23 protein-coding genes and 1 pseudogene are annotated in these 16,136 nt (G+C 46.6%); 4 read left to right on the top strand and 20 right to left on the bottom strand.

Annotated elements, in window-relative coordinates:
• Positions 1–2: 2 nt before the first annotated feature.
• From accB to aroQ, 4 genes are all read right to left on the bottom strand, one after another.
• Complete coding sequence (gene accB / locus B2U10_RS06535) at positions 3–452, bottom strand: acetyl-CoA carboxylase biotin carboxyl carrier protein (RefSeq protein WP_290786439.1); 450 nt, start codon at positions 450–452, stop codon at positions 3–5.
• Between the two features lie 168 nt (positions 453–620).
• On the bottom strand, positions 621–1,187 hold the full coding sequence (efp, locus tag B2U10_RS06540; protein WP_023467577.1) for an elongation factor P: 567 nt from the start codon (positions 1,185–1,187) through the stop codon (positions 621–623).
• A gap of 35 nt (positions 1,188–1,222) precedes the next feature.
• Entirely contained in the window at positions 1,223–2,287 is a 1,065-nt protein-coding gene (locus tag B2U10_RS06545) for a M24 family metallopeptidase (protein WP_035409103.1), read from the bottom strand.
• Between the two features lie 14 nt (positions 2,288–2,301).
• Entirely contained in the window at positions 2,302–2,730 is a 429-nt protein-coding gene (aroQ, locus tag B2U10_RS06550) for a type II 3-dehydroquinate dehydratase (protein ID WP_035409105.1), read from the bottom strand.
• Positions 2,731–2,886: 156 nt separating this feature from the next.
• On the opposite strand from aroQ, the gene B2U10_RS06555 reads away from it, so the two are divergent.
• Together B2U10_RS06555 and B2U10_RS06560 are read left to right on the top strand one after the other, a co-directional pair.
• Positions 2,887–3,819 carry a DUF1385 domain-containing protein gene (locus tag B2U10_RS06555; protein ID WP_056060219.1) on the top strand — a complete coding sequence of 311 codons (933 nt, stop codon included), beginning with the start codon at positions 2,887–2,889 and terminating at the stop codon, positions 3,817–3,819.
• Between the two features lie 20 nt (positions 3,820–3,839).
• Complete coding sequence (locus B2U10_RS06560) at positions 3,840–4,241, top strand: SA1362 family protein (protein ID WP_035409109.1); 402 nt, start codon at positions 3,840–3,842, stop codon at positions 4,239–4,241.
• A 56-nt stretch (positions 4,242–4,297) separates the two neighbouring features.
• On the opposite strand, the gene hpt is transcribed toward B2U10_RS06560, so the two are convergent.
• The 3 genes from hpt to B2U10_RS06575 form a co-directional block, all read right to left on the bottom strand.
• Positions 4,298–4,825: a hypoxanthine phosphoribosyltransferase gene (gene hpt, locus B2U10_RS06565; RefSeq protein ID WP_035409112.1), complete on the bottom strand. Its 528-nt coding sequence runs from the start codon at positions 4,823–4,825 to the stop codon at positions 4,298–4,300.
• 148 nt (positions 4,826–4,973) lie between these two features.
• Positions 4,974–5,396, bottom strand: coding sequence for a transcriptional regulator MntR (gene mntR, locus B2U10_RS06570; RefSeq protein WP_035398709.1), 423 nt, complete (start codon positions 5,394–5,396; stop codon positions 4,974–4,976).
• A gap of 24 nt (positions 5,397–5,420) precedes the next feature.
• Complete coding sequence (locus B2U10_RS06575) at positions 5,421–6,251, bottom strand: lipoate--protein ligase family protein (protein WP_035409114.1); 831 nt, start codon at positions 6,249–6,251, stop codon at positions 5,421–5,423.
• A 138-nt stretch (positions 6,252–6,389) separates the two neighbouring features.
• On the opposite strand from B2U10_RS06575, the gene B2U10_RS06580 reads away from it, so the two are divergent.
• Entirely contained in the window at positions 6,390–6,770 is a 381-nt protein-coding gene (locus B2U10_RS06580; RefSeq protein WP_035409116.1) for a rhodanese-like domain-containing protein, read from the top strand.
• 64 nt (positions 6,771–6,834) lie between these two features.
• Here B2U10_RS06580 and gcvPB read toward each other — a convergent pair whose 3' ends face one another.
• The 13 genes and pseudogenes from gcvPB to B2U10_RS06640 all read right to left on the bottom strand — a co-directional run bounded on the left by gcvPB (position 6,835) and on the right by B2U10_RS06640 (position 15,639).
• Positions 6,835–8,304, bottom strand: a complete 1,470-nt coding sequence (gene gcvPB / locus B2U10_RS06585; protein ID WP_035409117.1) for an aminomethyl-transferring glycine dehydrogenase subunit GcvPB — start codon at positions 8,302–8,304, stop codon at positions 6,835–6,837.
• Positions 8,297–9,643, bottom strand: coding sequence for an aminomethyl-transferring glycine dehydrogenase subunit GcvPA (gene gcvPA / locus B2U10_RS06590; RefSeq protein WP_056060214.1), 1,347 nt, complete (start codon positions 9,641–9,643; stop codon positions 8,297–8,299). Before gcvPA ends, gcvPB begins: the two co-directional genes overlap by 8 nt.
• A gap of 13 nt (positions 9,644–9,656) precedes the next feature.
• Entirely contained in the window at positions 9,657–10,739 is a 1,083-nt protein-coding gene (gene gcvT, locus B2U10_RS06595) for a glycine cleavage system aminomethyltransferase GcvT (RefSeq protein WP_035409121.1), read from the bottom strand.
• A 184-nt stretch (positions 10,740–10,923) separates the two neighbouring features.
• Positions 10,924–11,238, bottom strand: a complete 315-nt coding sequence (locus tag B2U10_RS06600) for a hypothetical protein (protein ID WP_035409123.1) — start codon at positions 11,236–11,238, stop codon at positions 10,924–10,926.
• The gene (locus B2U10_RS06605) at positions 11,235–11,720 is read right to left on the bottom strand and encodes a shikimate kinase (protein ID WP_035409124.1); all 486 of its coding nucleotides are present in this window, start codon (positions 11,718–11,720) and stop codon (positions 11,235–11,237) included. The genes B2U10_RS06600 and B2U10_RS06605 overlap by 4 nt, the downstream gene beginning before the upstream one ends.
• Positions 11,713–11,985 (bottom strand): hypothetical protein, encoded by a 273-nt coding sequence (locus B2U10_RS06610; protein WP_231496877.1) that lies wholly within the window; start codon positions 11,983–11,985, stop codon positions 11,713–11,715. Before B2U10_RS06610 ends, B2U10_RS06605 begins: the two co-directional genes overlap by 8 nt.
• On the bottom strand, positions 11,982–12,410 hold the full coding sequence (locus B2U10_RS06615; RefSeq protein WP_290773380.1) for a hypothetical protein: 429 nt from the start codon (positions 12,408–12,410) through the stop codon (positions 11,982–11,984). Before B2U10_RS06615 ends, B2U10_RS06610 begins: the two co-directional genes overlap by 4 nt.
• Positions 12,411–12,549: 139 nt before the next feature.
• Positions 12,550–12,627 (bottom strand): annotated as a pseudogene (locus B2U10_RS15545) (prepilin-type N-terminal cleavage/methylation domain-containing protein); the annotation flags it as partial.
• A gap of 5 nt (positions 12,628–12,632) precedes the next feature.
• Positions 12,633–13,094 carry a prepilin-type N-terminal cleavage/methylation domain-containing protein gene (locus B2U10_RS06620; RefSeq protein WP_035409128.1) on the bottom strand — a complete coding sequence of 154 codons (462 nt, stop codon included), beginning with the start codon at positions 13,092–13,094 and terminating at the stop codon, positions 12,633–12,635.
• Positions 13,063–13,374, bottom strand: coding sequence for a competence type IV pilus major pilin ComGC (locus B2U10_RS06625; protein WP_023467559.1), 312 nt, complete (start codon positions 13,372–13,374; stop codon positions 13,063–13,065). Before B2U10_RS06625 ends, B2U10_RS06620 begins: the two co-directional genes overlap by 32 nt.
• Before the next feature lie 17 nt (positions 13,375–13,391).
• Positions 13,392–14,333: a type II secretion system F family protein gene (locus B2U10_RS06630; RefSeq protein WP_290786443.1), complete on the bottom strand. Its 942-nt coding sequence runs from the start codon at positions 14,331–14,333 to the stop codon at positions 13,392–13,394.
• A gap of 14 nt (positions 14,334–14,347) precedes the next feature.
• Complete coding sequence (locus B2U10_RS06635) at positions 14,348–15,190, bottom strand: ATPase, T2SS/T4P/T4SS family (protein WP_056060197.1); 843 nt, start codon at positions 15,188–15,190, stop codon at positions 14,348–14,350.
• Positions 15,191–15,252: 62 nt separating this feature from the next.
• A complete protein-coding gene (locus tag B2U10_RS06640; RefSeq protein WP_035409130.1) occupies positions 15,253–15,639 on the bottom strand; it encodes a Spx/MgsR family RNA polymerase-binding regulatory protein in 387 nt (128 codons plus the stop codon).
• Positions 15,640–15,863: 224 nt separating this feature from the next.
• Here B2U10_RS06640 and B2U10_RS06645 point away from each other — a divergent pair, with 224 nt between their 5' ends.
• Positions 15,864–16,127 carry a DUF2626 family protein gene (locus B2U10_RS06645; RefSeq protein ID WP_023467555.1) on the top strand — a complete coding sequence of 88 codons (264 nt, stop codon included), beginning with the start codon at positions 15,864–15,866 and terminating at the stop codon, positions 16,125–16,127.
• Positions 16,128–16,136: the final 9 nt, after the last annotated feature.

Genomic DNA, 16,136 nt, shown 5'->3' on the forward strand with positions numbered 1-16,136 from the left:
GCTTACGGACGGATCCGGAAGAGTGGTTGACCAAATTCAACGAGATCTCCATCGGCGACAAGAATCTCGACGACCGTTCCAGATACTTCCGAGTTTAAGTTATTGAAGAGTTTCATTGCTTCAAGGACACAGACGACTTGACCGACTTCGATCTGATCCCCGACTTTGACGTATGCCGGTTTATCCGGATTTGGACGAGAATAGAACGTCCCGACCATTAACGCATTGATTGTGATCGTATCGTCAGCGACTGCTTCTTCTTCAACAGGTGCTGCTGTTTGTTTCACAGGAGCAGGTGTTGCTACCGGTGCAGCGGGTGCTTGGTGTGAGAACGTTACCGTCTCTCCTTGTTTCTTTAACTCCAATTTATACGTATCCGTCTCAAGTGTGAGTTCGTTTACACTCGACTGATCGAGCATTTCGAGTACTTGTTTCAACTGATCGATTTTCATCTGTCATTCTTCCCCCATCTATGCTGTATTCACAATTATTATACCAGGTGCTAATGCCTACTCAAATACTTATATTAACTGGTCATACCATTGGATGCAAGTCACGCTGGATGAAAAAAGACGCCTCTCGACCTAACAAAAGGTGAAAGACGTCTTGTCGTTTCGTTCTTATCCGTTGTAACGACCTGTGAAATCACCTGTACGTGTATCAACCGTTACTTTTTCGCCCGCTTCGATGAAGAGTGGCACTTGAATGATGTGTCCCGTCTCTACTGTCGCGTTTTTCTTGACGTTCGAAGCTGTATCGCCTTTAACGCCCGGCTCCGCTTCAACGATCGTCATGACGACCGTGTTAGGTAATTCAAGACCGAGGATTTCGCCGTTATAAACAGCGATTTGAACTTCCATGTTTTCAAGCAAGTATGGAAGAGCTGCTTCGACTTGTGCCGTCGTCAATTCCAACTGCTCGTAAGATTCTGTATCCATGAAGACATATGTCTCACCCATTGGGTAGAGGTATTGCATCTTGTTACGCTCAATGTGCGCACGCTCGACACGCTCACCGCCGCGGAATGTCATCTCTTGGATGTTCCCGTTACGGATATTACGCATTTTCGTCCGAACGAACGCTGCCCCTTTACCTGGTTTAACATGTTGGAATTCAAGTACTTGCCAAATCATACCGTCTGAAGTTTTGATCGTTAATCCTGTTTTTAAATCGTTTACTGATACCATGAATGGTTCCTCCTAAAATGTCCCGTCACTCTGAATTAGAGAGTGATCAGTTCTTTTGGTGAAGACGAAAGAATTTCTCGACCTGTTTCCGTGATCAAGACGTCATCTTCAATTCGGCATCCGCCGACTTGCGGCACGTAGATACCTGGTTCGACCGTGACGATCATGCCCGGTTCAAGTTTCGTCTCAGAGCGGAAAGATAGACCAGGTCCTTCATGTACTTCTAGACCAATGCCGTGTCCCGTCGAGTGACCGAAGTACTCGCCGTATCCTGCTTCTTTGATGATATCACGCGTCAATGCGTCCGCTTCGATCCCTGTAATACCTGGTTTTAAACCATCAACACCCGCTAGTTGCGCTTGTAAGACTGTATCGTAGATTTTCTGCAATTCAGCATTGATCGGACCGACTGCTACAGTCCGTGTGATATCTGAAACATAACCGTTCAGAAGCGCCCCAAAATCAAGCGTGACAAGTTCGCCTGTCGCAATGACCTTCGAACTGGCAACACCGTGCGGCAAGGCAGAACGATAGCCCGATGCAACGATCGTATCGAAAGAAGAAGACGTCGCTCCATGCTTACGCATGAAGAATTCTAGTTCATTTGATACTTCAAGTTCCGTCCGTCCTGGTTGAATGTACGTCAAGATATGCTGGAAGGTCGCATCTGCGAGCTCCACCGCTTCCTTAATCATCTTAATCTCTGATGAATCCTTAATCAAGCGTAGGTTTTCGATGATTCCCGTCGTCGGAACGAGTTCGATCGAAGAAGCTTGATCATACGCTTCAAAAGCACCGAGTGTCATCGCATCTTTTTCGACGCCGACCGCGCGAACACGTGCCCCTGCCATCAATTCACCCATTGTCTCTGGAATCGAACGTTCAATTTGGACGATTTCCATTCCTTTGACTTGGTCTGCCGCTTGCTCCGTGTAACGGAAATCCGTCACGAAGTACGCTTGCTCTTCTGTTACGAGACATGCACCGCTTGAACCTGTGAAGCCGGAAATATAACGAATGTTCTCTGCTTTCGTGACGAGTAATCCTGGAAGGTCCCGTTCCTTTAAAGCTGCTTGTAACGCCTCGATCCGTTGTTTCATGATTGATTTCCCCCTTATTCCGATTGTTGTAAAGCTTGGAGTGCTTCTGTTGCCAGACGATATCCCGTCATGCCAAGTCCAGCGATGACCCCCTTGCAGACTGGTGCGATCATCGAATGATGCCGGAAGGATTCACGTGAATGGACATTCGATAGATGGACCTCTATGACGGGTGCTTCGATTGCAGCAATCGCGTCACGTAACGCGATACTCGTATGCGTGTAGGCAGCCGCATTGAAGACGATGCCGTCCGCCCCTCGTTCCTCGTGAAGAACATCAATCAGTCGTCCTTCATGGTTCGATTGCTCGAACCGAAACTGAATGTTCGGAAAATAAGCGCGAAGCTCGTGTTCTAAATCAGCTAACGTTGCCGTTCCGTATGTATCCGGTTCGCGTGTTCCGAGTAAATTCAAGTTTGGTCCGTTTAAAATCAAGACACGCAAAAAAACACCTCCTCGAATTCTTTTTCATTGTATCATAACCCGATTTCCGACTCCTAAAGATTACCTCGTTTTGACGAGTCGAACATAGTTTTTTTGTCGTAAATCAAGTACACTGACGATACACCTAATTTTAATGAAGACGGGATGCGTTCTATTATGAAAACGACTAATCCGCCGGTCGGTGGTCAAGCCATCGTCGAGGGCGTCATGTTCCAAAATGCGACCCATGCGGTCTCTGCGATTCGTCGAAATGATTCGTCGATTGAGACGTTTGCACAACAAAAACCGATTCGACCACGAATCGCCAAAGGAAAACGAATTCCACTCCTGCGCGGTCTCTTTGCATTAATGGAGTCTTCAGCGAATGGCGCAAGTCACATGAATTTCGCAAGTGATCGCTACGGCGTTAAACCCGGTGAAGAACAACCGGAAGAGTCAACGGCTAGTCCATTGACGAAATGGCTCGGAGTGGCTGTCGTCGGAATTCTTTCCTTTTTCTTTGGGAAATTACTCTTTACGCTATTACCTGCTTTCCTTGCGTCTTTGTTTGATGTGTTTCCGCTCTTATCGGGACATGTCGTTCAAAACATCATCGAAGCAGTGATTAAATTAACGTTACTATTTAGTTATCTCTACGTGATTTCTTTGACTCCACTCGTAAAACGACTCTTTCAGTACCATGGCGCTGAGCATAAAGTCATTAACTGTGTCGAGTCCGGACGTCCACTCACCGTCGAAAACGTTCGTGTTAGCAGTCGACTCCATTACCGGTGTGGCTCGAGTTTCTTGATTTTCACCGTCATCGTCGGTTTTTTCGTCTACTTGATCGTCCCAACAGATCCGCTTTGGTTGCGTCTCGTCTGCCGGATTGCTTTATTACCGGTCGTCATCGGTCTCTCATTTGAAGTCTTACAGCTAACGAATAAAGCACAACATATCAAAGGACTTCGTGTTATCGCCTTGCCTGGTCTATGGTTACAGTACTTGACGACGAAAGAACCGGATGATGCTCAAATTGAGGTTGCGATTTATGCGTTTGAAGCCTTAGAAAAACAGGAACATAACCTACATGAGAATGCACTGGGTTAATCGATAACAGGGGTGATATTATGATCAGACAACGCATTGGTTCTACATTCGCACTCGTCGTGTTACTGTTCGCTTTTGTCGGCTTTGGATATAAACTCGTCAATAATCCAAGTAGTCTGTTTTCACAATTGCTGTTCTTCGGCATTACTGCCGGGATTATCTTCTTACTCTTTAAGTTCCTGACTCGTAATCGAAGCGTCGGAAACGGTACGAACGCACAGTACCGTAAATCGGTCGCTCAATCCAAAAAAATGCATGGTCCTTCGAATTCTGTTCGCCGGACAGACTTCAAGAAAAAACCAGTCAAGTCTTCGAAAGCACCTGCATCGAATAAAGTCAGACCGTTACGTGATCGTTCGAAAGCGCCTCATCTGACGGTCATTGAAGGAAAAAAAGGCAAAAAGAAAAAACGTGCTTTTTAATGTTGAAAGCATATTAATTAAGGAGGTTCGTCGCCTATGACGAACCTCCTTATTTTTCACTCCGTTTCGACCCAACCGATGTAAGGAAGATTGCGGTATTCTTCAGCACAATCAATCCCGTACCCGACAACAAAGTAATCCGGAATCTCGAACCCGACATAGTCCGCATCGAGTTCTACTTCACGACGTGCCGGTTTATCAAGTAACGTACACACCTTCAGGACGCCTGGCTGATGCAATTTCATATGATCACATAGGAAATGAAGCGTCCGTCCTGTATCAATGATATCTTCGATGACGACGACATATTTTCCTTGAACATCGAGATCGAGGTCCTTCTTCAATTGAACACGACCTGAAGAAACGGTCTTTGTACCATAAGAAGAGCACGCAACCGTATCAATTTGGACGCTTCCTTTGATTTCGCGCATCAAATCCGCAGCAAAAACCATCGATCCTTTCAATACGACGACGAGAACGATTTGACGTCCTGCCGCATCTGCTTCGATCTGCTGTGCTAACTCACGAACTTTTTCTTTCAGTTGTGATTCCGACACTAACTTTTCTTTAATCGTGATTTCCATGACAAGGTGCGAACACCCGTCACCCCCTTCGTCCATTTTCAGGATCAGTATAGCATATCTACCTCATAATGCGTACTTTACCATGAAATTATAATGGATTGTTCGTGTTTAAGTGTATCTAATAAGAAATTATATAAAAAAACAAGCCTCAATCCTCTGGATGGGCTTGTTGATAGCGATGTAACTCTTCTTTCAGACCAGGACGTTCCGCAAAGAACTGAATCATCCCATTGATTTTATCCAATGCTTCGATGCTAATATGGTGTTCGATTCCTTCGACATCCTTGTAAATCAATTCCTCATCCACACCAACGAGACGAAGAAAATCTTCAAGCAATGCATGTCGTTCTACAAGACGCTTCCCAATCTTACGTCCTTTAGGCGTCAGCATGAGCCCCCGATATTTTTCATAAACGAGATAGGTCTCGCGGTCGAGCTTTTGTACCATCTTCGTCACAGACGAAGGATGTACACCTAATGACTCCGCAATATCCGATACACGGGCATATCCCTTATCTTCAATCAACTTATAAATTTGTTCCAAATAATCTTCCATACTCGGAGTTGGCACGACATCACCTTCCCATTTCATTCATTAGCGTTTCCAGTTCCACTCATCACTACGGTATTTCTCGGCAAGACGCTCAATCTCCTGCCACTGCTCACTAGTGAATGTCAACGGAACGAACGACAAATCAAGTGCTTCTTCAAACCCTTTCGTGAACGCTCCTCTTACTTCGTCAAATGCTACAGCGCGACCTGCTAACTCGTTCAGAGCGACAGCCTTTCCTGAAAAACGAGCCTTCATCCGCTCGCGCGTCGACTCATCATCGTACAAGAAGCAATCAAACAGTTCGCCTTCATCAACAGAGAGTGGAACAGAACCATGCTGTAAGACGACGCCTTGATGACGGACTTGTGCACTTCCGGCGACTTTTCGTTTACCGACAGCGAGTTCATAATACGATGCTGCATCAAAACAGACAGCCGATTTTGGCTTCCGTAATTCTTCTTTTTCCTCTTCCGTCAATGGAACTGAAAATTCGACTGGAATGCCGAGGTGATGGTATCCCTTGCGAATCCCTTCCGTCAACATTCGGTAACTTTCGATGACCGTGCGTGGTAACCCTTCCGTATCTTCAGGGATGACGATACTGTATGTCAACTCGTCTGCATGCAAGACAGCTCGCCCTCCTGTCATCCGACGCACGATCGGAATGCCGAGCTCCGCGATCCGCTTTCGATCGATATCACGGGTTGCTCGTTGGAAATGACCAATACTTAATCCACGTGGTTCCCATGAGTAAAAACGAAGCGTCGGTGCGATCTCCCCCCGCCCGACGAACTGAATTAATGCTTCATCGATTGCCATGTTCATTGCCGGCTCCATTGCCGGCGTCGTCAATACTTGCCACTCTCTGTTCACTTCAGCACCCCCAAAACGTTTCCGTATTAGTGTATCAAACCCTTTCTCGGTCGCGCAATCACGAGTCGATTGCCGAAATCGATTTCGTTGACTATAATGAAACAGAGGTTAAACGAACGAAGGGGTTGGAAGTCGAATATGGAAACTGGAACTATCGTTACGATCGTATTATGGGTCGCGCTGATCGCCTACATCGCTTGGCGTTTCATGCCGGTCAAAGGTATCACGAAATTGTCACAGGAAGAATTCCGTGCGAACTATCGCAAAGCACAAATCGTCGATGTCCGCGAGACACAGGAATTCAAAGGTGGACACATCGTTGGTGCTCGTAATATCCCGGTCAGCCAAATGAAGATGCGCTCGAAGGAATTACGGAAAGATATGCCGATTTACTTGTACTGCCAAGGTAGCATGCGTTCTTCACAGGCTGCAAAAGTTTTGAAAAAAGCAGGCTATACGAATCTGTATCAATTAAAAGGCGGATTCAAGCAGTGGTCAGGAAAAATCAAACGGAGCTGATGCTTCGTTCATCGCAAAAAAAGGATCCCTCCGGAAGGAGAGATCCTTTTTTTATGGTTCTTGCTTATACATGTACTTCTTGTTTTGGTTCATAGCGTAAGACGGGCTTGCGAGCAGCAAGTGTCTCGTCCATCCGTTTGACGACCGTCGTGTGTGGGGCGTTCAAGACGACATCCGGTGTCTCTTCGACCTCTTTTGCAATCTGGAGCATCGCATCACAGAAGGCGTCGAGTGTTTCTTTCGATTCCGTTTCCGTCGGTTCGATCATGATACACTCCTCGACGTTCAACGGGAAGTAGATCGTTGGTGGATGGTATCCAAAGTCAAGCAGACGTTTAGCGATATCAAGCGTCCGGACACCTAATGCTTTTTGACGTTTACCCGACAAGACGAATTCGTGCTTGCAATAGACGTCGTATGGCGCGTCATACGCACCTTTGAGACGAGCCAACATATAGTTCGCATTCAAGACCGCTTCTTTCGAGACGCGAGCGAGACCTGCCCCACCCATCGTCCGAATATAGCTATAGGCACGAACGTTGATGCCGAAGTTACCGTAGAATGGTTTGACGCGACCGATCGCTTCCGGGCGATCGTAGTCGAGGACATAACGCTCTTCTTCTTTGCGGACGATTGGTTTCGGTAAATACGGAATCAAATCTTGTTTGACCCCTACTGGACCCGATCCTGGTCCGCCGCCACCGTGCGGTCCTGTGAACGTCTTATGCAAGTTCAAGTGGACGACATCAAAGCCCATGTCCCCTGGACGAGCAATGCCCATGATCGCATTCGAGTTCGCACCATCATAGTACAGTTTTCCGCCTGCTTCATGAACCGCTTGTGCGATTTCGACGATATCCGACTCAAACAAACCGAGCGTGTTGGGATTCGTCAACATGAGTGCCGCTGTATCGTCACCGACTTTTTTCTTTAAGTCTGCTAGATCAACGAGACCACGTTCATCCGATAAGACCGTCACGGTATCAAATCCAGCGACTGATGCCGATGCCGGGTTCGTTCCGTGTGCCGAGTCCGGTACGAGGACTTTCGTCCGTTTAAAGTCACCACGTGCATGGTGGTAGGCCTTAATCAACATCAAGCCTGTCCACTCACCGTGTGCTCCCGCCGCCGGCTGGAGCGTCACTTCATCCATTCCTGTGATGACCGCGAGTTTTTCTTGCAGATCATACATCAAACCGAGTGCCCCTTGAACACTTTCGACTGGTTGAAGCGGGTGAATGTGTGCAAACCCAGGGAGGCGTGCCATATCTTCATTGATTTTCGGATTGTATTTCATTGTACATGACCCGAGTGGATAGAATCCAGAATCCACACCATGGTTACGGTTCGAGAGTGCCGTGTAGTGACGGACGAGATCCAGTTCAGATACTTCCGGTAGCGCCACGTCTTCCTTCCGTAACATCGAGGTCGGTAACAATTCTTCTACTGCCACCTCATCGACAGTCGGTAACGGTAAGCTATAGGCGATACGACCCGGTTTAGAAATTTCAAAGATCAATGTTTGCTCATTCATGTGTGAGTCCCCCTAACGCTGTCACGAATTGATCCAACTCTTCATTCGTCCGTAATTCCGTTGCACAAACAAGCATTTCATTTTGACGCGCTGCGTCATACGATCCTAACGGTAAACCGCCGATGATTCCGTGATCGAGCAATTGTTGACTCGCACGTGTCGCGTCGATTGGTAGCGTAACGACGAATTCATTGAAGCTCGGTCCATCGTCAACGATCGTAAAGCCAGCCTGTTTCAGCTTTTGTTTTAATGCATGTGCCGTTTGCAAGTTACGTGTCGCGAGTTCCCGGATACCCCGTTTTCCGAGTGCACTCATCGCGATCGAAGCAGCGAGTGCATTCAACGCTTGGTTCGAACAGATGTTAGATGTCGCCTTGTCACGGCGAATGTGTTGTTCACGTGCTTGTAACGTCAGAACGAAACCGCGTTTCCCATTCTCATCGACGGTCTGTCCAACGAGACGTCCCGGAATCTTACGCATCAACGCTTTTGTCGTCGTGAAATAACCACATGTCGGTCCGCCAAAGCTTTGTGGAATTCCGAACGGTTGGCAATCTCCGATCGTAATGTCAGCGCCAAGTTTACCTGGCGCTTCTAAGATACCGAGTGCCAGTGGATTCGCAGAGACGATGAACAGCGCACCACGAGCATGAGTCGCATCGGCCAATGCTTGTAGTTCTTCGACACGACCGTAGAAGTTCGGATACTGCACGATGACACAGGCGACGTCTTCGATGGCATCGAGTTGATCGATCCGTGTGACACCTTGCTCAAGCGCCAACGTCTCGACGTTTAGTCCTGGACCGTTCGCATACGTCCGAACGACATCGTGCGCTTCCGGGTGAACGCCATCTGAAAGAACGATCGTTTTTTTCTTCGTATGGGCACAAGCAAGCATGGCCGCTTCCGCTAACGCCGTGATACCGTCATACATCGACGAGTTCGCGACATCCATCCCTGTCAATTCACAAATCATCGATTGGAATTCAAAAATCGCTTGTAGCTCACCTTGCGAAATCTCTGGCTGATATGGTGTATAGGCAGTGTAAAACTCTGAGCGCAGTAACATATGATTGACGACAGCAGGTGCATAGTGATCATAGATGCCTGCGCCAAGGAACGATGGATATTGTTTCGTATTCATGTTTTGGTCGGCAAGCTTCGATAGAGTCCGAATCAAGTCCGTTTCCGGAAGTGGCACACCGACTTCTTCCAATGTACCGTTATCACGGACGGATGCCGGGATATCAGCGAGTAAATCTTCGATCGATGCTGCACCGATCGTCTGTAACATCGCCTGCTCATCTTCTGCTGTCATTGGTAAATAACGAAAATCCATAGAAATATCCCCCTTATTTCGTGCGACGATAAAACGGTGTCGCTGTTCGTTTCGCTGCTAAACGTTTTCCGCGTACTTCCACTTCAAATTGCTCTTGTTCCGCTACTTCTGCAGGAACGAGTGCCCAAGCAATAGCTTTTCCGACTGTCGGCGGCAACGTACCTGTCGTCACCACACCAACGACTTCCCCGTCATGCCAAACCGGTGCATCTTGACGCGCAATCCCTTTATCGAGTAATTCAAGACCGATCAAGCGTCGCGGTGCTCCTTGTTCTTTCTGTTGCAACAATACCTCTGAACCGACGAACGGTTTGACTTGTGGTTTGACCGCAAAGCCCATTCCAGCTTCGATGGGTGAAATCGTTGCTGATAATTCATGTCCGTAAAGTGGCAGACATGCCTCAAAACGTAATGTGTCACGTGCCCCGAGCCCGCATGGTACGACACCTTGCTCAAGCAGTGCTTGCCAGACAGCAGGTGCGTCACCAGCTGCCATGTAGAGTTCGAATCCATCTTCCCCTGTGTACCCACTGCGTGAGACGATCATTTCCACTCCTGCAACCGTCCCCCGTTGGAACTTGAAAAATCCGATCTCTGATAAGACAAGTGGTGTCATGCCGGAAAGGATGGCTTCCGCACGTGGTCCTTGGACCGCAATTTGACCATATTGTTCCGATTGATTCTCAAGCGTGACGTCCCCTGTTAGATAGTGACGTAAATGTTGTTCGTCTTTTTCAATGTTCGAAGCATTGACGACGAGAAGATAGTCCGTTTCTGCCAAACGATAGACGAGTAAATCATCCACTGTCCCACCGTCTTCTTGGCATAAGACGTTATATTGCGCTTGCCCCACCGCAATCTTCGAAATATCGTTCGATAATGTAGCTTGTAAAAACGTCAGAGCATCCGGTCCGCTGACGAACAGTTCTCCCATGTGCGAGACATCGAACATGCCGACGTTCTCCCTTACTGCAACGTGTTCTTCTTTAATCGAGGAAAACAAAACTGGCATTTCAAATCCCGCAAAATCCACCATCTTACCGGTTTGCGAAACCGTCTCGAATAACGGTGTTCTTTTCAATGTCGTTTGACTCATACAAATCCCCCTATTTACGAACGTTTTCGCTCTCTCTTCTCTTTAATGTTCCATTTTCAAATCCATCTTACCAATTAAAATCATAATTATCTAGTATTATTCGGAAAAAGGAACATACGAAAAAGAGAGAAAGGACCCTGTCCCTTCTCTCCTATTGTTTCATATTCTTCCCATGAAAGCCATTTCAAAATTGTTTGATTCCGGCAGTTCGTTTGATTTCCTCCTGGAGTCGACGACCTTCCGTCACCAATTGGCTTGTTCCCTGCTTCACACGATTTCCTTCTTCGGTGATCCGGTTGATGTTCCCTTTGATTTGATCGATTCGGTGCGTTGTATGATCGATGTTCGTCTGCAAGGTTTTCTGACGAATCGTAAAGCGCTCCATCAATTGCTTTAATTGTTGAATATCCTGAGATAGCTTCTTTTTGTAAAGAATGAATCCGAACAACACAAGTCCTACGATGGACAATAAAATAATACCTAACGTAATCCAAATCATGACTTTTCCTCCAATACAGTTTCAATCGCATGAACCAACCCTTCGATTGATGTCGTTCCTTCAATGCGAACAGTGGCAACTCCAGCATACAAAGAATAGCGACGATCGAATAAATGCTTCACCTGTTCCCGTTCTGTCACGAGTGGACGATTCGAGTCAGAAGCAATCCGTTTCCAGATGACATCAAAAGGCGTATCAATCCAAATGACTGTCCCTGCCTTTTTCATGAACAGTCGGTTCTCTTCTCGTTCGACGATTCCACCACCCGTGACGACTACTTCCGCGTTGCTGTTCCTTAACAATTCGCTCTCGTGTGTACGAAACCCTGCTTCGCCATACTCAGCAAAAAAAGAAGGAATCGTTTGTCCATGTTTCTGTTCGAAGTGTTCATCCAATTCGTCGACCGTGTATCGTCCACGTAATCGATGTCCGACGGCTGATTTACCAGTTCCCATAAAGCCAATCAAATAAACCTTACTCATGTGTAACGACCGCCTCGATTCTTTGACCATTATCTAATCTCGCTTCCATTTTAAAGCCTTTATCGGTCACTGTACAGCTGACTTGCCCGATTGGATAGCGGAGGGTCTCATCCTTCGTACAATCTGCTTTTGCCGCGCGGATGAGAGATTCGAGTTGTAGTGCTTCTTGTTCCAACTGATGATGGCGCATTTCTTCGTCAATTTGCTGACAAGCGATTAAGAGCACGACTCCCATGCCTAGAAGCAACAGTAAGGTCTGAATCAAGATGAATCCGTCTTGACGCATCGGAAGGAACGTTTGCTGTCGTTCAACTGAATTGAGAGGATCTCGGCAGTGCTTGTCACAGTGTATTGTTTGACATCGCGAGCGTATGTCAGTTCACCTCCTTGTTCTTTCTTGAGGCGTAGTTGATCCTGCACACGGACGAGACGCCATTTCTCAGCCATCTCTCCCGGATTAACGTCCATTCCGCGAATCTCATCTCCAACGCGTTCACACATCGTACTCCGCCACATGAGCCGTTCTACGGTATGAAAGAACAGTTCCTCATTCATTCGATTGACTTCTGGTGGGCGAACGAGTGGTGTCAGCGTCAAAATCGCCAACAGGAGCAACGGACTGATCCACAGGACGAACGATAGTTCGAGGAGGGTCATTCCGGATTCTGCTCGCAAGACATGTCGTTTCATTGCACCACGCTCCTTGCTTCAGAACATAGGACACTGTTCGGTTTTCAACTTGATCCGTCGCCATCTGCTCAAGCTGTTTCGTCTCTTGTTCCCATTTGATTTGTTTCGTTCGTAAATCGAGATAAGGATCGATCGCTAGCATCATGAAGACACCCATCGCAACGATAGAGAGAATCACTTCGAGCAAAGAGAAACCCGCTTGTCGTTTGTCCTGCATACTTCTCACCTCACTTTACGGATTGCCATTTGATAGTTCCCAAGTAAGAATTTAATTTCATACTCGGCTGTTGCCGAACGGCAAGACCACGTCGCTGCATAAATCGAGTGATAGCTCTTAAAGTAGATGATGCGGTTTGACGGGGGGACGGCACATGTATGCCCATTCTGGAACGTTCGTTGCCATAACAGCCGGTCATCCGCAAGTACAAGGTATCCTGTCCCGTCTCCTCGAAATCGAAACTGCATCAATGCTTGATCTTGTTTCGAGTACTGCATGAGCCGAAGCGTCTGAATATCTTGTTCCATTAGACGAACCTCTTGTTCAAGCGGAATCCAGTCCGGTCGTTTTTCAAATAGTGCCGGCAACAACAAAACAAGTAAACAAGCAATGATTGTCAGTACCGCCGTCATCTCAAATAAGGTAAATCCTTGTTCACTTCGTAAGTTCGCCAGTCTTCGGATCATACGTATACGTCTCCTGATCACAGACGAGGGCATTCGGTTTATCGGCGGTTCCCCGATTGATCGTCTGAAGCGATTCCGGGTATTTTTTCTCTTTCGCATAATAGAGATTGACCTCCGAACGAATGACTCGAATGTTCGCCTCACAACTCACACCTTTCGCCTGATCCTTTCCACTTGTCATCGTTGGAATCAAAACGAGCAGTAACAACGAAATGATCAATAAGACGGCTGCCATCTCCAGTAAAGTGAATCCGTCCTGTCGTTTTAAGAATTGTTTCATCGTATCGTCTCCTCTGTTTAAAATGGAAGCTGCTGTATCGCTAGCTGAATCGGATAATATAAGATGAGAAACAACGTTCCTGTCATGATCGTTAATCCCCCGTACAAAATCGGCTCGATCCATAACAACTTTTTCTCTAACTCCTCTTCCATCGACTCATGCAAGAGCGTCGCTTGTTCAAGCAACAACGGACCAAGATCTCCACTTTCTCGCGCTAAATGGACGATTCCAATCGTCTCGGCTTCGATGATCTCATCTTCGCCAAGCGCTTCTGCAAGTGGTTCCCCCGCCTGTTGTTTAGCATGCAAACGAGCGTACAAATGACCTTTTTTATTCGCTTGTCCTTGCTCTAGATGACGAAAGGTCTCTTCGAGCGAAAAGCCAGCATCGATAAACGATCCTACTTCGATCGTGAATAAATAGCTGTAGTAGAGACGAATCAAACGCTGTAACGGTTTCAGTCGTAAAATACGCTTTAATGGAAAGAAGCGAAAGAAGAGGTAACCGGAGGTTAACAAAATAACGGGAATACTTGCGAGCATATATTTCGCAGAGGGGTGAAGAAGAAGATGAAGAAATGAGGGGAGAGTTTTCGGGTCCGACATCTCGAGGAGAGATGGAAATACGTAGAGGGCGTAAAAGAAGAACAGCAGGAATAGACTGGTCGCTAGAACAAGCGGATATCGGATCATCTTCCAAAACTTCGATCGCATTTCTGTTTCGAGGTCGAGCAGTTTCACGATTTGGTGAAGAACAAGCAACGGTCGCTCTGTCCTTTCTCCAACAAAAAGAAGTCGTTTTAAGGTATTCGTTAACGCAAGCGGTTCAAGGGATGCTGCAAAGGAGTCTCCTTTTTCAAGACGTTGCTCCATTTCTCCGACCACTTCCGAGAACGGATGACGCTCGAATCGTTTTAAAATGAGTAGCGTCTCTTTCGCGGAAATTCCTTTTGATAACAAGCGATGATATCGTTTTAAGAACCGACTTTGATCGCGGCTTGTAAGTTTCTGACGGTACAGCGGACATCCTCTCCTTTTCGCTCGAGATGAATGATGCGTTGACAGACAGCTAGCTCTGACTCTTCGATACCTAAACTGCGCAATCGTAATCGCGCTTCATCAATACTTCCAGCGTGTAGCGTAAACAACACGACGTGACCACTAAGGGCGGCATTCATCGTCAAACGTGCTGCCTCCCTTGTCCGCACCTCACCAAAAGCAATCCAATCTGGATCCGCTCGCAGTATTTCCTCAAAACATCGCGTAGCAGTGAAGCCTGCTTTTTCATTTAGTTCCAGTTGTAAGACGTTTGGTACCGTACATTCCACCGGATCTTCAATCGAGATGATTCGTTTTTCTTCCATTGCACTCATCAAGGAATATAACATCGTCGTCTTTCCTGCACCTGTCGATCCGGAAATGACGATACACCCATGTCGTTGTTCAGCTAACCATGCGAAGTCCAATTGATCATGTAACGTTTGTAAAGCCGTTTCTCGAGAGACCGTCGAACGATAAAAACGCCACGACATCGCATCCCCTTGTCGACTCGGTAACAACGAGACACGCATTCCCTTTTTCCCATGTGGATACAAGCCACTTTGCGGAATTCGTTCATTTTGTTCCTTTAAGTTCGCCTCATAGCGAATATGGCTGACAAGCGTCCGGTAACGTGTCAGTTCTACGTCATCTTGTTCACACAGCCCATCGCTCGTTCGACAAACGATTCGGACGCGAGTCTCGTTCGGGACGAAATGAACATCTGTTGCACCGAGTGCTTCGAATCGTTCCATGAGTTGTGTCGTCCATTCCTTCATTTCTACTCACCTCCCTACAGCAAACAATACACAAAAAAAAGAAGCCGACCAAACCGGCTTCTTTACGATACGTGTGCAATTGTCCGATGTTTACGCTTCGCTAATGTCTCAAGACCCGGTTTATCATACCCGATAACGAGTTGTTTTCCATCAGTGATGATTGGGCGGCGTAACAACTTCGGGTTGTCACTCATGAGGCGTAATAACTCACTGAGTTTCATGTCTTCAATATCAATGCCGAGATCTTTGAAGGCTTGACTGCGTGTTGCGAGCAAACTTTCAATCCCGTCTGTCGATAATTTTAACAGTTCCATGAGTTCATCAACTGTTGGAGCATTTCTGAACAGATGACGTTCCTCTACATCAACATGTTCCTCCTTTAACCATGATTTCGTTTTACGACATGATGTACAGCTTGGATATGTGAAAAAGACTAACTCATTCGCCATTTTTGCTCCTCCTCTCAAAGTGTGGGGTTTCATTACAGTTACTATAGCACGACATTTTGACTTTGTACACCTTTTGTACAACTATTGTACAACTTTTTTTGAAACTTCATCTTTTGTTCACAGTTATTCCTTAACAATCACTAGAACAGGATAGACGAATGATTGTTTGCTTGGTAAAATAAGTACGTATATTGACTATCTGTCGGATTTAGGGGGTTATAGGAATGGGGAGAATGTACCGCGTACTCGGTTTCTGGACTGGTATCATCGCAGTCATGGCATTTATCGGCGCATTGGGTGGCGATGCAAGCTCAAGTGAGCATACGGATTCATTTTTAGTCATGGGCTTCGTCTTCTTGGCACAAACTGTCTTTTTTGCAGCGCTTGGTTACTTGCGTTTAACTGAAAAAACGTATGTCTATATCTTTGGAGCTTACTTAACTGTATTTTTCATCGTCTTTACGTACTGGTCGAACTTCCAGATGTAATGAAAAAAA

It is taken from the genome of Exiguobacterium sp. UBA7533, assembly GCF_002479335.1.
GTDB lineage: Bacteria > Bacillota > Bacilli > Exiguobacteriales > Exiguobacteriaceae > Exiguobacterium_A.